At 40.6% G+C, this 15149-nt stretch carries 14 protein-coding genes and 2 pseudogenes; 9 read left to right on the top strand and 7 right to left on the bottom strand.

Annotated features, from left to right (window positions below; all coding sequences use genetic code 11):
• The 3 genes and pseudogenes from AN486_RS10310 to AN486_RS10300 form a co-directional block, all read left to right on the top strand.
• Window positions 1–279, top strand: a pseudogene (locus AN486_RS10310) (IS4 family transposase); the annotation flags it as partial.
• 21 nt (window positions 280–300) lie between these two features.
• Window positions 301–531 (top strand): annotated as a pseudogene (locus AN486_RS10305) (protease HtpX); the annotation flags it as partial.
• 119 nt (window positions 532–650) lie between these two features.
• Window positions 651–1031 carry a hypothetical protein gene (locus AN486_RS10300; protein WP_053540811.1) on the top strand — a complete coding sequence of 127 codons (381 nt, stop codon included), beginning with the start codon at window positions 651–653 and terminating at the stop codon, window positions 1029–1031.
• Between the two features lie 628 nt (window positions 1032–1659).
• Here AN486_RS10300 and cruF read toward each other — a convergent pair.
• On the bottom strand, window positions 1660–2568 hold the full coding sequence (cruF, locus tag AN486_RS10295) for a gamma-carotene 1'-hydroxylase CruF (RefSeq protein WP_053540810.1): 909 nt from the start codon (window positions 2566–2568) through the stop codon (window positions 1660–1662).
• A 344-nt stretch (window positions 2569–2912) separates the two neighbouring features.
• Between cruF and AN486_RS10290 the strand changes: the two genes are divergently transcribed.
• Window positions 2913–3338 carry a hypothetical protein gene (locus tag AN486_RS10290; RefSeq protein ID WP_027403156.1) on the top strand — a complete coding sequence of 142 codons (426 nt, stop codon included), beginning with the start codon at window positions 2913–2915 and terminating at the stop codon, window positions 3336–3338.
• A gap of 377 nt (window positions 3339–3715) precedes the next feature.
• On the opposite strand, the gene rpmA is transcribed toward AN486_RS10290, so the two are convergent.
• Together rpmA and rplU are read right to left on the bottom strand one after the other, a co-directional pair.
• Window positions 3716–4000: a 50S ribosomal protein L27 gene (gene rpmA / locus AN486_RS10285; RefSeq protein WP_027403157.1), complete on the bottom strand. Its 285-nt coding sequence runs from the start codon at window positions 3998–4000 to the stop codon at window positions 3716–3718.
• Between the two features lie 137 nt (window positions 4001–4137).
• Entirely contained in the window at window positions 4138–4545 is a 408-nt protein-coding gene (rplU, locus tag AN486_RS10280) for a 50S ribosomal protein L21 (protein WP_027403158.1), read from the bottom strand.
• A gap of 1092 nt (window positions 4546–5637) precedes the next feature.
• Between rplU and AN486_RS10275 the strand changes: the two genes are divergently transcribed.
• Complete coding sequence (locus AN486_RS10275) at window positions 5638–6738, top strand: nucleotidyltransferase domain-containing protein (RefSeq protein ID WP_053540809.1); 1101 nt, start codon at window positions 5638–5640, stop codon at window positions 6736–6738.
• Between the two features lie 128 nt (window positions 6739–6866).
• Here AN486_RS10275 and AN486_RS10270 read toward each other — a convergent pair whose 3' ends face one another.
• From AN486_RS10270 to ndhL, 4 genes are all read right to left on the bottom strand, one after another.
• Complete coding sequence (locus AN486_RS10270; protein WP_072033624.1) at window positions 6867–7517, bottom strand: heterocyst differentiation related protein; 651 nt, start codon at window positions 7515–7517, stop codon at window positions 6867–6869.
• 231 nt (window positions 7518–7748) lie between these two features.
• Complete coding sequence (gene trpA / locus AN486_RS10265; RefSeq protein WP_290600476.1) at window positions 7749–8552, bottom strand: tryptophan synthase subunit alpha; 804 nt, start codon at window positions 8550–8552, stop codon at window positions 7749–7751.
• Between the two features lie 73 nt (window positions 8553–8625).
• The gene (locus AN486_RS10260) at window positions 8626–8937 is read right to left on the bottom strand and encodes a DUF3007 family protein (RefSeq protein ID WP_027403162.1); all 312 of its coding nucleotides are present in this window, start codon (window positions 8935–8937) and stop codon (window positions 8626–8628) included.
• A gap of 26 nt (window positions 8938–8963) precedes the next feature.
• Window positions 8964–9173 carry an NAD(P)H-quinone oxidoreductase subunit L gene (ndhL, locus tag AN486_RS10255; RefSeq protein ID WP_080683924.1) on the bottom strand — a complete coding sequence of 70 codons (210 nt, stop codon included), beginning with the start codon at window positions 9171–9173 and terminating at the stop codon, window positions 8964–8966.
• A 1532-nt stretch (window positions 9174–10705) separates the two neighbouring features.
• Here ndhL and AN486_RS10250 point away from each other — a divergent pair.
• The 4 genes from AN486_RS10250 (at window position 10706) to AN486_RS10235 (ending at window position 15132) form a co-directional block, all read left to right on the top strand.
• Complete coding sequence (locus AN486_RS10250; protein ID WP_027403163.1) at window positions 10706–12034, top strand: adenylosuccinate synthase; 1329 nt, start codon at window positions 10706–10708, stop codon at window positions 12032–12034.
• 119 nt (window positions 12035–12153) lie between these two features.
• The gene (rplY, locus tag AN486_RS10245) at window positions 12154–12453 is read left to right on the top strand and encodes a 50S ribosomal protein L25 (RefSeq protein ID WP_039204609.1); all 300 of its coding nucleotides are present in this window, start codon (window positions 12154–12156) and stop codon (window positions 12451–12453) included.
• Window positions 12454–12732: 279 nt separating this feature from the next.
• Window positions 12733–14271: an AAA family ATPase gene (locus AN486_RS10240; RefSeq protein ID WP_290600483.1), complete on the top strand. Its 1539-nt coding sequence runs from the start codon at window positions 12733–12735 to the stop codon at window positions 14269–14271.
• A gap of 348 nt (window positions 14272–14619) precedes the next feature.
• The gene (locus AN486_RS10235; RefSeq protein ID WP_290600470.1) at window positions 14620–15132 is read left to right on the top strand and encodes a hypothetical protein; all 513 of its coding nucleotides are present in this window, start codon (window positions 14620–14622) and stop codon (window positions 15130–15132) included.
• Window positions 15133–15149 lie beyond the last annotated feature (17 nt).

Here is a 15149-nt window from a genome sequence, read left to right as displayed (position 1 = left end):
TTAGTATTATTGATTGTCATTGCTTATAGTTTAGCCACTATGCACGGTCAACGGATGAAAAAATTAGGTATAGAGACTTATGCCGGACGTATTCAACAACATCAGGACAAGTACCCACGTCAAAGTGATTTTAGCTTTGCTCTCTACGGACAACTATGGATTTATGGTATGGAATTATGGGCTGATTTAGCTCTGAATTTAATCAATCTCAAGCCTCATAAACGCCTCTTTTTTCAACGGGGCTTTCAGGCTCTATCCCTTATGAAACAAGCTCTTTAGCCGCCTTGTCACCCGTTAAGTGCTGGAGCAGCAAAATTAACAGGTAATCCTCGCGCATTAGCTAGAGCGTTACAACGGTTAGAATCCACAGCTAGACAAATGCCTTTGAATGCTAACCCAGCCTTTGAACCATTATTAATTATTCATCCCATTTCCGGTCAGTTTTTGGGAAATCTTTTCTCTAGTCACCCAGCAACTGAAGCAAGAGTAGAAGCTTTACTACAATTAGAACGGCAACTTATTAGTCGTTAATAATCTATCTTTGGTCATAAGTATATTGATAAATCCCCAATTAACTGATGACCAAATTATGATGATTACAGGTGCAATTTTCATCCACAAGTAAACTTTACCAACAGGATGTGGCAACCATGACTACTAACAATATTGAATCTATAGAAATCGTCGAAATTACCCTGCAAACTAGCCAAAATGGTGAAACAGACGAAGTTAAGCAGGAAACTACAGCACTATTGGAAGCAATTAAAAAACGCGCCCAAGCTGAAGCTGAATCTGCCGGTACTATTACCCGTGAAACCTATTTGAATGCTGTGCGTCAGGTGCGGGAAGCTATTGAAAGAGATAAACTCATTGAACGCGATCGCTTAGAATATTCTTGGGCAAGAATTCAAGAAGAATTAGACCATAATTGGAACTTACTGCATAAAGATATCACAGATTTAGGTGAGAGATTCCAAAATGCTGCTAAAGCAGCTTGGGAAGCTTTCAATGCCCCTCGTGATCAAAATTAATATAGGGAGGGGTACGCACTCTTTGTGAAATCCAGTCAGCAAATCGTAAAGTAGGGGCGGGGTTTCCCCGCCCTCACAGACAACTTTTTCAGCAAACCCTATATAAGTAATTGGACAAAAATATTTACAGTCATTGCGAGCGAAGGGAAGCAATCACAACTCTTGGAATTGCTTCATTTCACTTCGTTCCATATGGCTAACGCCACGCTGCGCTAACGCAATGACATTGTGTAATTAATTCTGTCTCACTACTTAGCACTTGATTAATAAATCTAAACCGTTCTATAAAACTTACCCAAAATTACCAAAGTCTAGACACATCTGGACAGCGATAATCTTAGTGTTTATTTCCTGCTTCATCGCGGTCTTAGAATGACTTCCAATCTTGTTTGCCCGCTCCACAGACAATCTCGGTAGAACTTACCGTTTCTGACCGTAGTTCCTAAAAAGAACCCTTGACAAATAAATATTTTCAGAGAAGTTCAAAATTAATAATCGGCAAAAATAAACAATAAAAAATCAGGCACTTTAGATAATTCTTTCTTCTTCCTTCTAACTCCTGACTCCTGACGCAATTGGGGAAGAGGAAATTACAAAAATTGCTTTTCTTATTCCCTCTTCCCTATTCTTATTTGAAAGCAACTTTCACATTAGCAACAGCAACTTCCTTAGCAGATGCTTCAATATTCACCGTTGCAGGTGCATTAGAACCCTTAAACCACAGTAGTACAGCAGGAGCTACACCTAGCGCCACACCTAGCAATACCGGGATAGAAAACCCAGCCGCCAAACTCATCACTGTCGCAAAACCAAAATTACCCAAATAAACTAATAAAGGGACATTCAATTGGTAATTGTCCAATTTAATCGGGTTTTTGCTCCATAACAAAGCCGCTACAGTCATAAATAACGACCCAGTACCCATCCAACCTGCAAAGTTCTGGTAAGGCATTCCAAAGAAAGCCCCAGGTTGTTGCCAATACCAGAAGGGAAGAGAAGTTTGACTCATAGCTGGGTCAAGCACAAAATCCCAAGAAGTGAGCAGTAAAGCCCCCAAAACAATTGCTCCAACGTGACGGAACAAAGTGGGTTTTTTATCTACGTCTAAACCCGCCCGCGCCAACACATAAGAAACACATCCCACATAAAACCATGAAAGGGGAATTGTGAAAGGTACCAAACCAGAAATTTTATACCCCAAACCACTCAGATAGCTGTAGTGACCAAAAGGAAAGCCAGTGCTAGTTCCTAATAATTCACTAGCCAAAGAAATTAATACAGATGGGATTAAAAATCCTAAAACGCGTCCCAAACCTAAAGTCCGGTAAGCATAGAGGAACACTCCCACCGCCCCCAAAATCATATATACCACACCGCCGCCCGCCATGCTCCACTGCATGACGCTTTGTCCAAACTCTGATAAGCTGATAATTTGTTCAGCATTGGGAATAACAATCAGTATTCCCACCAGTCCAAATACCATAGAAACGATATGACCAATTAGGCATACGCGCTCGACGATAACAAGTTGTCTCATGATCAATCCTTAATGATGTGCCAGATGGCTACTCAACTGTTAACAGTTTACAAATATTTATGAACGATTTAACTAAATGTTGATATTTATTCTCTCGACATGGGAATCAGGAGTGAAGTTCAACTTTTAGAAACCTTATAGGTTCAGTAAATCTGTGAAATAATGAATGCAACTGATATTGAAAATACCAGTATATAACGATTTGTAACTGAGTGGGGTACAGAACTTTTAAAGTCATAGCAACCGCCAAGTTTATACGAACTAGGGGAGAAATTTCCTTTTTCCGTCCTCCTGACTTCTAACTGGGCGCAGGACCTGCGCCCCTACCTCCTGACTTTTGCTATATGTCAATGTTGAAAAAGATTCCTTGGTTTTCTCTAACACTTGTATTGCTGAGTTACAGTACATTAGGCTGGGTGATATTTGAAGAAAAAGCCCCTTGGTATGTACGGCTGATAACTGTGCTAACCATCCTGCTGTCACTAATTTCTGTCACCAACCCTTGGTTAAAACTCGATGATTATTCTCATATTTTCTTCAAGTCAAACGCTAGGACTTTTTTGGTGGCTATCTTAGCAGCTTTCCTATTTTTTCTAATGATTGCCTGGTTTCGGGTATTTCTTGATACTTTACTTATTATCTGCGCCACTATTTTAGCTAAAATAGACTTTCAATCAGTTGGTTTAAAACCAGCACTAGCTTTTGGCTATATATCTTTTTGCTCACTGCTGGGTTTAGGATTGGGCGCACTTATCAATTACTACATTTAGAATTAGTCATTAGTCACTAATTAATATACTCAAAACGGTTGGGACATGGACTTTTGCGAAATCACGAAAACCCTAGATTTGTAGGGGTAAAGCAAGAGCTTCATGGGTGTCAACTTAAGATCAAATCCCTACCACATCTCGTTCCTAGTCTCTGACTAGGAATGCAGTTGATGAGGCTCTGCCTCTAATATTATTGAAGGCAGAGCCTTCTAGAATTCATTCCCAGTCTCTGACTGGGAATGAGATGACTTGAGTTCTTTGCGGGATAGAGGTTTTACGTTAAGTTGACACATATCAGCTTTTGCTTTACCCCTACCCGGAGAATCAAATAATTAAGCCGTTTTGGATATAACTAATGGCCAATAACTAATAAATAACTAGCTGGCTACAGCTTCTACAAGTTCTACCGCTACTGGATAAACGCTAACTTTCTTCTGGCTTTTACCTCTTCTTTCAAAGGTAACTACACCATCAACTAAAGCGAACAAAGTATCATCACTACCGATACCAACATTATTACCAGGGTGAACCTTAGTACCACGTTGACGGACGAGAATATTACCTGCGCGTACAGTTTGTCCACCGTAACGCTTTACACCTAGTCGTTGAGCATTAGAGTCACGACCGTTTCGCGTACTACCCGTTCCCTTCTTATGAGCCATGATTTCCTCTTTTCTATTTACTTTATTTATCCCAGCTAGTTATCTAGTTTAGGCTAGGAAAAAGATGATTAATGATTGGCAATTAAATTACTCTTGCTCACCTCTTGCCTATTCCTTAACTAGCAACTTAACCTTATTTATGATTCTTCTGCGGTTTCTTCCACGAAATCAGCATTAATGACGGGACTTTCCGCCATCGTTGGGGCTTCTTCGTAAGCTAAAACTTCACCGTTAAGATTGATAGAATTAATCAAAAATCTGGTAATTTCCTGGCGATGTCCCCGTTTTTTGCGGGTTTTCTTTTTAGGTTTCATCTTATACACCAGGACTTTGCGACCTCTGAAATGTCGCATAATTGTCCCTTCCACTGTCGCACCTTCTACTAAAGGTTGTCCAATGGAAACTGCGCCTTCGTGGTGTACAAGTAATACTGCGTTGATGGTAACTTTTTCATCTGGTTCAGCGGTTAGTAATTCAATGTCGTAAAAGCGACCTGCTTCTACTTTCATTTGCTTACCGCCAGTTTCAATAATCGCGTAGGTCATTAAATTGTCCTTGAGGTTGCCGTACAGGTAGCTGGCTATAATCTCCCGTAGAGACGCTATTTATAGCTTTTGCCAGCCTTTGAAGTATGTCTACCTGATCCGAGCAGGAGTTAGACAGACAATCTAATATATTACCTGATTGATAGCTAATCAGTCAACCTTTTAGAAAATATAATTTTATAAGACCTCGCGGTAAGCGTAAAACTCAGCGGATTGGTTCCCTGAGATATAAGCGACACGAGGGATTTTAATCCCTGTGGTATGTTACAATTAAATTCTGAGTAAGAACAAGAAAACATTTATGTGTTGAAGCATCCTAGTACGGAGAAATCCCGGCTCATAAGAAACAACGGTATTTTTGGCGTTGCTGAATTGGCGTATGATTTTTGGAGGTAGAGACGTTCCATGGAACGTCTCTACAAAAGTCTTGAACCTATGCAAAATTATTTTCATCCCTAAAATCAGCAACGCCTAATTTTTATTAGATAAAGGTCAACCACCCATCACTTCCCTTCGGGTAAGTGAGGGCTTGTAAAAGCCTAGTTGGACTCAGTTCTTAACTGAACTACGTTAGAGGTAAGAGTTAAAGACCTACCAGGGGATGCGTAGCTAGTTCCCTGCTCTAGAACTTAAAAGTTAAACAGGCTTAAGGGTTAAACCAGTGCTTTTAAGATAGTTACCGACCTCTAACATTGTCAAAGCTAACATGACCCCAGAAATGGGAGGCTCTTCGGAGCAAAATATTATGTCCAAAGTATTTGTTTTAGACACTGAAAAAAGACCACTAGTACCGCAAGGCGGAAGTCAAAAGTCAAAAGTCAAAAGTCAAAATGAAGACAGTATAGGCTTTTGGAGGATTTAGAATGGTTGGTTTATTTACGCCGTTTTGTACTAGACCTAATTAATCCAGTAAATCAATTCACAAAGACAGTTACGAATATGGAAAATCAAAGATTTGTTAATTGCTCAACTGTCCCCTTTGTTGTTTGTGCTGGCGCACAAAATTACTCAAGGGACGTTTCACAGTTAACCCTCCATTCCTCCCATCACAAAACTGAGTACAGTTTTGGTGGGGGTCTCCTGGAGGTTTAGATGAAAAGGATAGAAGTTGAACAAAGAACTATTTTTGTGGGTTTAGCTGGTAGTCATGGTTATGGTTTAAATCGTCCTGAATCAGATTATGATTATCGTGGTGTATTTATTGCTCCTAAACGCTATTATTTAGGTTTTGATAGTATTGAGCAAAAGGATTCAGGATGGGATGAACCAGGGATATTCCCGTTTATAGATGGTAATAAAGATACAGTTATTTATGAATTAAGGAAAGTTCTACATTTATTGGCTGGTGCAAATCCCAATGTTTTAGAATTGCTGTGGTTAACGAATTATCCTTTTTTAACAAATGTCGGACAACATTTAATTAATCATCGCAGGTTGTTTTTGAGTAAAAAGGTAAAACACACTTATTCTGGTTATGCTTTTGCTCAAATCAAGAAGATGGAAACTCATCGTAAATGGTTATTAAATCCACCCACGAAAAAACCTATTCCTGCCGATTTTAATATTATGGATGAAGTTCCTTTAAGCAAAGATGAGTTAAATGCTTTTTTGGAGTATCTTTATCTTTTAATTAGGGGGAAAATTGAATTTTTGGAAGAATCTGAACAGTTATATAAATTGCTGACTGCGGATATTGATTTTAAAGGTGTTTTAAAACAATACACTTTAGCTGATGAAACTTTAACATATACTCAAAATTTAACTCATGGACGTAAGGATTTTATTCGCCTTTTACAAAAAAGTCAAAGTTATCAAATTGCGTTGCGAGAATGGAAGGCTTATATATCTTGGCAGGAAAATAGAAACCCTGCAAGAGCCGAAATGGAAAAAAAATCAGGTTATGATTTAAAACATGGAATGCACTGTATTAGATTACTACGCAGTGGATTGGAAATTTTGCAGCGGGGAGAAGTAACTGTAGATAGAAATTTAGCTGGTGATATTGATGATTTAAAGGCTATTCTGCGGGGTAATTATAGTTATGAAGAGTTGATGAAAATGGCGGAAGATTTGGTTGCTCAAATGGATGCTTTTTATGAGCAATCTAGTTTACCACATCGTCCTGATTTGGAGCAAATTAATGATTTGTGTATGGAGTTGGTGGAAATGCAAGGTTGGGACTCTCAGGGCTAAAGCCACTGAGTTTCCCACTTACCGCGAGGTTTTATGAAAACAATTGCTACTAATGTTAAAACCCCACTAATTGGATTCTGATGTTTGGTTTTTACTTTCTCAATGTCTGAACTATTCAGCACAACGGTTTAGTGCATTTCGTCGTATTCTGCGGTTTCGATCCTTCTAGATTCCATGGGAGAAGATGGTAAAAACTCAGCACGACGCACAGGATTTAAAGATTGTGTTGATCCATTGTAGGGATGAATCACCTGAACAGTACGAGTAGGACGCTGTTTTGGTGCAAATAAAGATAAGACACCGGCGACAACAACACCACCACCAATAGTCAAGGTAGCACCACCCACAGCCCAAAGCATAGGTGAAGACCACCAATTATTTTGCTCAGGTTGTTGTAAAGTGGCCATTTTTTGTTGATTAGCTTGTTGTGCTAATTGCCACTGCTGTTGCGTAAAACTTTGAGCTTGTACCTGGAATTGTTGGTTTTGTAACTTTAGTTGTTCATTGTCAGTTTTCAATTTCTCTATTTGCATATTCATTTTCAGCTTTTCCATTTCTAGCCGCTGATCAGAATTAGGAGCGGTTGGGGGCTGGTTAGAATAGACAGGTTGCCCGTAATTAGGGGGATACTGCATTACCTGGGGTGCCATGACTGTCCCAGGCATTTGGGGACTGACAGCAAAGTTCGATGATATCGGGGTATTTGTCCCTTTCAGCAAGACTAAAGCCGCTAACCCAGCTACTGCGACTCCGCCAATAAATGCCATACTTTCGCTCATTGCTGTTACCCCCCAAATATTACTGAATAGTAACTCAGTTGTGACTGATGCACTCTCACACGCATAATTTTTTGCCTACTTTGATATTATAAGAAAATTCAAGATTAACCAGTGTATCAGTTAGTTTTTTGTCTATCCTAAGATATGCTGTTATTATTTAAGACGATTACAGTCAAATTGTCCACTAAAAAATAACAAAAAAATACACTGTTTGGCAATTGCTCTCTTTGATTAAGAGGGGTTTCTGATGGCTGTTTTGAGACTTTGGCAAAATTGAGCGATCGCATCTAATCCCTGCTCTGGTGTGCCTTCTGCCAGTCGCTTCACCATAGCGCTACCGACAATTGCCGCATCCGCCCCCCATGCTTTTACCTGTCCTGCTTGCTCAGGCTCAGAAATTCCAAACCCCACACCGATAGGTTTATCTGTAACATGACGGATTTGTTGCAGCAGTTCACCAACCCGCGTTTGCAGTTGGGTTCGCATTCCCGTGACACCAGTAACACTGACTAAATAGATAAATCCTTGAGACGCACGGGCGATCGCCTCTATTCTTTCGGGAGAACTCGTAGGAGCTACCAATAAGGTTAAATCTATCCCCATCTCTGCTGCTGGTTTAATTAGCCCTGCGGACTCTTCTAATGGCAAATCCGGCACAACTAAACCTGCTACCCCAGCATCTTTAATTTGCCTCAAAAACTTATCAACGCCTCGATGTAAAATCGGATTGTAATAGGTAAATAAAATAATAGGCGATCGCAAACTCGGACTAATCCCCTTGAGCATCTCCAATACCTGCTCTAAAGTCGTTCCCCTCTCCAAAGCGCGAGTAGCCGCAGCCTGAATCACCGGACCATCAGCCAAAGGATCAGAATAGGGTACACCCAACTCAATAATATCCGCCCCAGAATTATCCAGAACCTGCAAAGCCTGAGCAGTAGTTTCTAAATCCGGATCACCAGCCGTAATAAAAGGAATCAACGCACACTCTTGATTCCGTCTTAAATTTTCAAAGCAATGAGAAATAGCAGTCATTTTGCCTAGTCAGTAGTCAGTGGTCAGTAGTCAGTAGTTACAATCAACAACTGACAACTGAACAATCATAACTCTAAACCTGAGATTCTTTTTCCTCTTCAATCTTCGCTTGCAGTTTAGCTAACTCTTCAGGAGAGAGTTCATCAAGCCGCTTTTGCAAAAAAGCCGTTTCATAAGCTTCCCGTTGTTGATGGTAGGTCATTTTATTCCCTATCGCTCGGAAAATATAGGTGCATAACCAGCCAATTAAGCCAGCCATCAAGAAAACTTGACTCCAGATACCAGCATTCTGACTATCTAAACCCACCCCTTGCAAACCCACATAAGCCAAGCCACCAGCCACAAAAACGCCGAAGCCAATACCAATTGCGTCAATACGTCGCATGAGAATTATGACCTACCAATTTTAATTTAAGCAATTTTTCGAGGACGGGGGTTCAAATTCACAAACGGGGAGAGAACTAGCAACCCCGGAAAGAAAAAGAACACTAAAAAGTACATAAACACCCGTTCCACAGAACCACAGGTATACCATCTTAAACTCAAGTAGAAAAATACAGCAATGGGTATTACCAGCAAATAAGCGCCCGCCAAACTCAGATACAGTAGTGCTACAACCATATTTCTTACCGCAATTTGAACTATATTTGGTGCATTCACTTCTTATGATATGCCCAATGGCTGGTTTGAGGAAGTCGGTAATTCTGTTATTTTCCATCTTCTTTGAAAACCAATTGCCCAAAAATCGAAACTTATGATATGATCGTCTTCAGCCATTAAGCGTAAACTAACTGGCTAGTTTAATATTTTGTTTCGGTGCTAAATGTCAAATATTAGCGTTAGCAAATAAAATTTTAAAATCTACTTGCCAAAAAAAAGCAATTAGTGGTATAACAGACAAGAGGGTAAATACTGCCTCAAAACAGTAAACAACCTTACGGGAGTGTGGCGGAATGGTAGACGCTACGGACTTAAAGGAATTGAGCCTTGATAGAGAAATCTTTCAAGTGGCAGCTCTCAAACTCAGGGAAACCTAAATCTATTTATAGATATGGCAATCCTGAGCCAAGCCCAGAAAAATATTTGACTGGGAAGGTGCAGAGACTCGACGGGAGCTACCCTAACGTAAAGCCGAGGGTAAAGGGAGAGTCCAATTCTCAAAACTTATGATTGCTTTAGCACCTAAGTAGTAGTGAAAACTACAAGAGAATGAAAATCCGTTGACCGTAAAAGGTCGTGGGGGTTCGAGCCCCCCCACTCCCATCTAAAAACCAACTAAAGATGTGCTAAAACCTTTAGCCCGCCTGGGAATGAATTCCCAGTCTAATAGCAAAAGTCATCTGAAGATGACTAAGAGAACTCCGCAAAAAAAATGATCCAATTTTGTGGGATGGGCATCCTTGCCCGTCCTTGATGATTAGCGGGCAATTCGTCCCGCACCACAAGAAATTTTGGGATATTTTTTTGATTGGAAGTCTCTAATAAACCTGTGCCGCATGAGTTGTCATTGCGAGTGAAAGGAAGCAATCTCTTGACAACCGATAAACCACCTAACGCAAAAATCTCTCAAACCCTTATTCCTCTGTGTCCTCTGCGCCTCCGTGGTTCGTTAATCAGGATAATTTATTTCTTGGAAGTCCCTCACTAAATTATTGGGTCTGACGCACCCTACAAGAGATAAAATCCACATTACATATTTAGAAAACTTTGTCAATGCGTAAGCACTAGGATCATCTTTTTTGTGGATTTCTCTAAATAACCCGGAAATTTTTCATCTCATTCCCAGTCTCTGACTGGGAATGAATTCTAAAAGGCTCTGCCTTCAATAATATTAGAGGCAGAGCCTCATCAACTGCATTCCTAGTCAGAGACTAGGAACGAGATGTGGTAGGGATTTGAGCTTAAGTTGACACCAATGCACCTTCATCAACTCAGTTGGTAATGTTGTACTGGACATTCACGATATCTCAGATGTCAGGGAGTGTCGCGGTTAAAAGTATTCAGTATGTCACAGTTCGAGAGAAACCGAAAAACATCTTTTGTTGTCTCCTTTTTGTGCTTACTCATTGAATTTATGACAAATTTCTTGACAAAAGATATGAAATCTGCTAATAATTGTAATTTGTGGAAACTTTACCCTTTAATATAATCTCTTGGCTAACGTCATTGTCATAGGTGCCCAGTGGGGCGATGAAGGAAAAGGTAAAATAACTGACTTACTCAGCCGCTCCGCAGACGTGGTGGTACGTTATCAAGGGGGAGTTAACGCTGGGCATACAATCGTAGTCCAAGGTCAGACGTTTAAGCTGCACTTAATCCCCTCTGGTATTTTGTATCCAAAAACCGAATGTATCATTGGCTGTGGCACAGTCATAGATCCACAGGTTTTGATCAAAGAACTCGAACAACTAGAACAATTAAATATTTCTACGGCTAATCTGTTGATATCTCAGACGGCTCATGTCACCATGCCCTATCATCGCATGATTGACAAGGCATCCGAGGAAGTCCGGGGAAATCATAAAATCGGGACAACAGGTAGAGGCATTGGTCCCACCTACGCGGATAAATCGGAACGTACAGGCATCAGGATGTTAGACCTCATGGACACCGATGGACTGCCTGAGCAGTTAGAACGGACGATAAACTATAAAAATACCATTTTAGAAAAGCTGTATAATCTACCACCCTTGAATCCACAAGCAGTGATTGAGGAGTATTTAGGTTATGCAGAACGCTTGCGTCCTTTTGTCGTTGATACATCATTGAAAATCTACGATGCAGTTTTACGGCGACGAAATATTTTGTTTGAAGGCGCACAAGGGACATTGCTTGATCTGGATCATGGAACTTATCCCTACGTCACATCCTCCAACCCAGTCGCTGGTGGGGCTTGCGTTGGTAGTGGATTAGGTCCGACAATGATAGATCGGGTAATTGGTGTATCCAAAGCCTATACTACAAGAGTGGGAGAAGGTCCATTCCCCACAGAACTAAATGGCGAAATTGGGGACTTGCTAGGCGATCGCGGTGCAGAATTTGGCACAACTACAGGGCGTAAACGTCGCTGTGGTTGGTTTGATGCGGTTATCGGGCGTTATGCAGTCCGTATTAACGGCATGGATTGCATGGCACTCACTAAACTGGATGTTCTCGATGAACTAGAGGAAATCAATGTTTGTGTGGCTTATGAAATTGATGGTGAACGCTGCGAAGACTTCCCCACCAGCGCTCGTCAGTTCGCTCGTTGTCGTCCCATCTACAAAACTGTACCGGGGTGGCAAGTTTCAACAAGTCACTGTCGTACCCTGGAAGAGTTACCACAAAAAGCACTGGACTATCTGAAATTCTTAGCAGAATTAATGAAAGTGCCGATCGCAATTGTTTCCTTGGGAGCAAGTCGTGATCAAACTATCATTGTCGAAGACCCGATTCACGGTCCCAAACGCGCACTGTTACAACCCAACGGTACACCTGTTTAGTCATTGGTCATTGGTCATTGGTCATTGGTCATTGGTCATTGGTCATTGGTTAGTAGCAAAATAACTGACAACAGACAACAGACAACGAATAACTAACAATTAACAAATTAACAAATTATATGGCGATCGCACTCGAATCTAAACCCCGTCCCGAAGGTAGCAAACCCAGAGCTTTGCGCCGTTCAGGCTTAATTCCCGCCAACTTGTATGGTCACAAAGGAATTGAATCAATTGCTCTAGTTCTTGACGCTAAAGTTGTAGAACGCCTGCTCAAGCAAGTTACCCCCAACAAAACCGAAATCGAACTCAGCATTCCTGAATTGGAGTGGACTGGTACAACCGTAATCCGCGAACTTCAGATCCACCCAGCCAAAGGCACACCTTATCACCTAAGTTTTTTTGCTGGCGCTAAAGGCTAAAATTCAGGTAATACAGCAGGAGTCAGGAAGTAGGGGCGCAGGGCCTGCGCCCAGTCAAGAGTCAGGGGTAAAACTGGCTTTGTGTATAGGTTTCAATTTAGATTGTGTACGCAACCTGCTGTAATAAAGAAGAGAACCAGGGTTAGCCCTGGTTTTTTTGTGGAAAAATTATTTATAGTAGGGAACGGGGAACAGGGAACAGGGAACAGTCCAGAAATTTTCCCATTACCAATCACCAATTACCAATCACCAATTACCAATTACCAATTACCAATAAAAATGACAGAAACCAATCTCCCGAATTTAATCTTACAAATGTTACAACCAGGATTTTATCCTCATCCCGTAACAGAACCAATTCAACTAATTCAAACTCATATTTCCTATGTCCTCCTCACCGGGGATTATGCTTACAAACTCAAAAAACCAGCCAACTTTGGTTTTTTAGACTTTTCCACCTTAGAAAAACGGCATTATTTTTGTCAAGAAGAACTGCGACTAAATCAAAGAGGTGCAGGTGAATTATATTTAGAAGTTCTCCCCGCAACCTTAGTAGGTGAACAATACCATTTAGGTGGCACAGGAGAAGCCGTAGAATATGCAGTAAAGATGCGTCAATTTCCCCAAGAAACCCTATTTAGTGAACTTTTTGCCAGTGGAAATTTGTCAGAAAGTCACTTAGAAGAATTGGGACGAGTTGTAGCTCAATATCATGCAAACACCGAGACAAACGATTATATTCGCAGTTTTGGAGAAGTCTCCCAAGTCCGATTAGCAATTGATGAGAATTATCAACAAGCTGAAAAATATATTGGTGGACCACAAACAAAAGAACAATTTGAAGAAACAAAACAATATACAGACAACTTCTTTCTCCAACATCCAGAACTATTTAAAAGCAGAATTGACAATAACTATATTCGTGAATGTCACGGCGATTTGCACCTCAGAAATATCGCTCTTTGGCATGACAGAATTATGCTATTTGATTGTATAGAATTCAATGAGCCTTTCCGCTTTGTGGATGTCATGTATGACGTGGCATTTACAGTCATGGATATTGAAGCCAGAGGACGGAAAGACTTAGGAAATGCCTTTTTAAATACCTACGTAGAGCAAACTGGAGATTGGGAAGGTTTACAGCTATTACCTTTATATTTAAGCCGTCAAGCCTATGTGCGAGCTAAGGTAAGTTCTTTCTTATTAGATGATCCTAACATCCCGGCTGCGGTAAAAGAAGAATCTGCAAAAACCGCATCTGCATATTATCGTCAAGCCTGGGAATATACCAAACCCCAACAGGGAAGACTGATTTTAATGTCAGGATTATCTGGTGCTGGTAAAAGTACCACAGCTAAATATTTGGCGCGGAAACTCAACGCAGTTCATCTCCGTTCTGATGCTGTGCGTAAGCATTTAGCAGGAATTCCCCTCCTAGAAAAAGGTGGTGATGAAATATACACACCAGAAATGACCCAAAAAACCTATAGCCGATTATTAGCATTAGGAATTATACTGGCTAATCAAGGTTGGTCTGTGATTTTAGATGCCAAATATGATCGCCAGGATTTACGGGAGACAGTTATTTCCCAAGCTACACAGCATCAATTACCTGTGCATATTGTCAACTGTACCGCACCCCTAGAAGTTATCAAAGAACGACTCCTGAACCGTACTGGTGATATTGCTGACGCAACCGCTGATTTATTAGCATCGCAAATCAAGCAGTCTGAACCATTTACAAATCTCGAACAACCTTATATAACAGTTGTGGATACAACTCAACCGCTAGACACGCAATTATCAAAACTGATTTAATTTTTGTCTAGTTAACTTAGGGTTTAGCATTGTGCTTCTCTCGTTCCCATACTCTGTATGGGAATGAACTCTAAAGGCTCTGCCTTCAATCATAGTAAAGGCAAAATGTCTATGATAGCATTCTCATTCAAATAGTAGAGGCAGAGCCTCTGTGATAGCATTCCCAGTCAGAGACTGGGAACGAGATAAACGAGATAAGAGACTTCCAAGAAATAAATTATCCTAAGAAACGAACCACAGAGGCACAGAGTACACAGAGAGAGAATTTCTGCATCAGTTTTGGGACATTTTTTTATTTGGAAGTCTCTAAACGAGATATAATTATTCTTTCTCCTGATTTCTAGCATTATGGCACCAAAAAATAATCTACTAGGCGATATTTTCTCTTCCTCTCCTAACTTTCTTTCTCAATTGTTATTTGGATTATTTTTATTTATTATCTCCAGAATTGCTAATGCTTCAGTTCCTCTCAGTCTATTCATAGCCATTATGGGTGGTGTCACCTTGGGGTGGTTCACATTTGCCAATGATAATAATCCTGAACCTGCTACTGTCGCATCTAATGATGGCATTGATGCTGGATTAAAATATTGGTTGTTTTTTATGATGGGCTGCCTTTTCCTCGGTTATTCAGCCCCTATGAGTATTATATTCGGTGCGATCGCTGGAGTTGGTGGTGGTTGGATTATTGGTTGGTGGAGAAGTGAGGAGGCGTTACAAACACAATTATCAGAGGAGATTGTGGAAGAAATAAATCCAGAACAGCCGAGTGAAAGAAGTGCAAAAAGACGCAAAAGAAAACCTACTCGGCGCTTCCGTCGGGACTCTGCAACTTTCAATTTTCGCTTTTGGGAAAAGTAATTAACAATTGATAATTA

This window comes from Anabaena sp. AL93 (assembly GCF_001672085.1).
GTDB lineage: Bacteria > Cyanobacteriota > Cyanobacteriia > Cyanobacteriales > Nostocaceae > Dolichospermum > Dolichospermum heterosporum.
Note: the sequence above shows the minus strand (reverse complement) of the source record. Positions and strands in the feature narration are given on the sequence as shown.

Excerpts from the sequence above, each read along its gene's own strand:
- AN486_RS10300 (WP_053540811.1), top strand. The coding sequence starts at position 651 with ATGACTACTAACAATATTGAATCTATAGAAATCGTCGAAATTACCCTG.
- cruF (WP_053540810.1), bottom strand. The coding sequence starts at position 2,568 with ATGAGACAACTTGTTATCGTCGAGCGCGTATGCCTAATTGGTCATATC.
- AN486_RS10290 (WP_027403156.1), top strand. The coding sequence starts at position 2,913 with ATGTCAATGTTGAAAAAGATTCCTTGGTTTTCTCTAACACTTGTATTG.
- rpmA (WP_027403157.1), bottom strand. The coding sequence starts at position 4,000 with ATGGCTCATAAGAAGGGAACGGGTAGTACGCGAAACGGTCGTGACTCT.
- rplU (WP_027403158.1), bottom strand. The coding sequence starts at position 4,545 with ATGACCTACGCGATTATTGAAACTGGCGGTAAGCAAATGAAAGTAGAA.
- AN486_RS10275 (WP_053540809.1), top strand. The coding sequence starts at position 5,638 with ATGAAAAGGATAGAAGTTGAACAAAGAACTATTTTTGTGGGTTTAGCT.
- AN486_RS10270 (WP_072033624.1), bottom strand. The coding sequence starts at position 7,517 with ATGAGCGAAAGTATGGCATTTATTGGCGGAGTCGCAGTAGCTGGGTTA.
- trpA (WP_290600476.1), bottom strand. The coding sequence starts at position 8,552 with ATGACTGCTATTTCTCATTGCTTTGAAAATTTAAGACGGAATCAAGAG.
- AN486_RS10260 (WP_027403162.1), bottom strand. The coding sequence starts at position 8,937 with ATGCGACGTATTGACGCAATTGGTATTGGCTTCGGCGTTTTTGTGGCT.
- ndhL (WP_080683924.1), bottom strand. The coding sequence starts at position 9,173 with ATGGTTGTAGCACTACTGTATCTGAGTTTGGCGGGCGCTTATTTGCTG.
- rplY (WP_039204609.1), top strand. The coding sequence starts at position 12,154 with ATGGCGATCGCACTCGAATCTAAACCCCGTCCCGAAGGTAGCAAACCC.
- AN486_RS10240 (WP_290600483.1), top strand. The coding sequence starts at position 12,733 with ATGACAGAAACCAATCTCCCGAATTTAATCTTACAAATGTTACAACCA.
- AN486_RS10235 (WP_290600470.1), top strand. The coding sequence starts at position 14,620 with ATGGCACCAAAAAATAATCTACTAGGCGATATTTTCTCTTCCTCTCCT.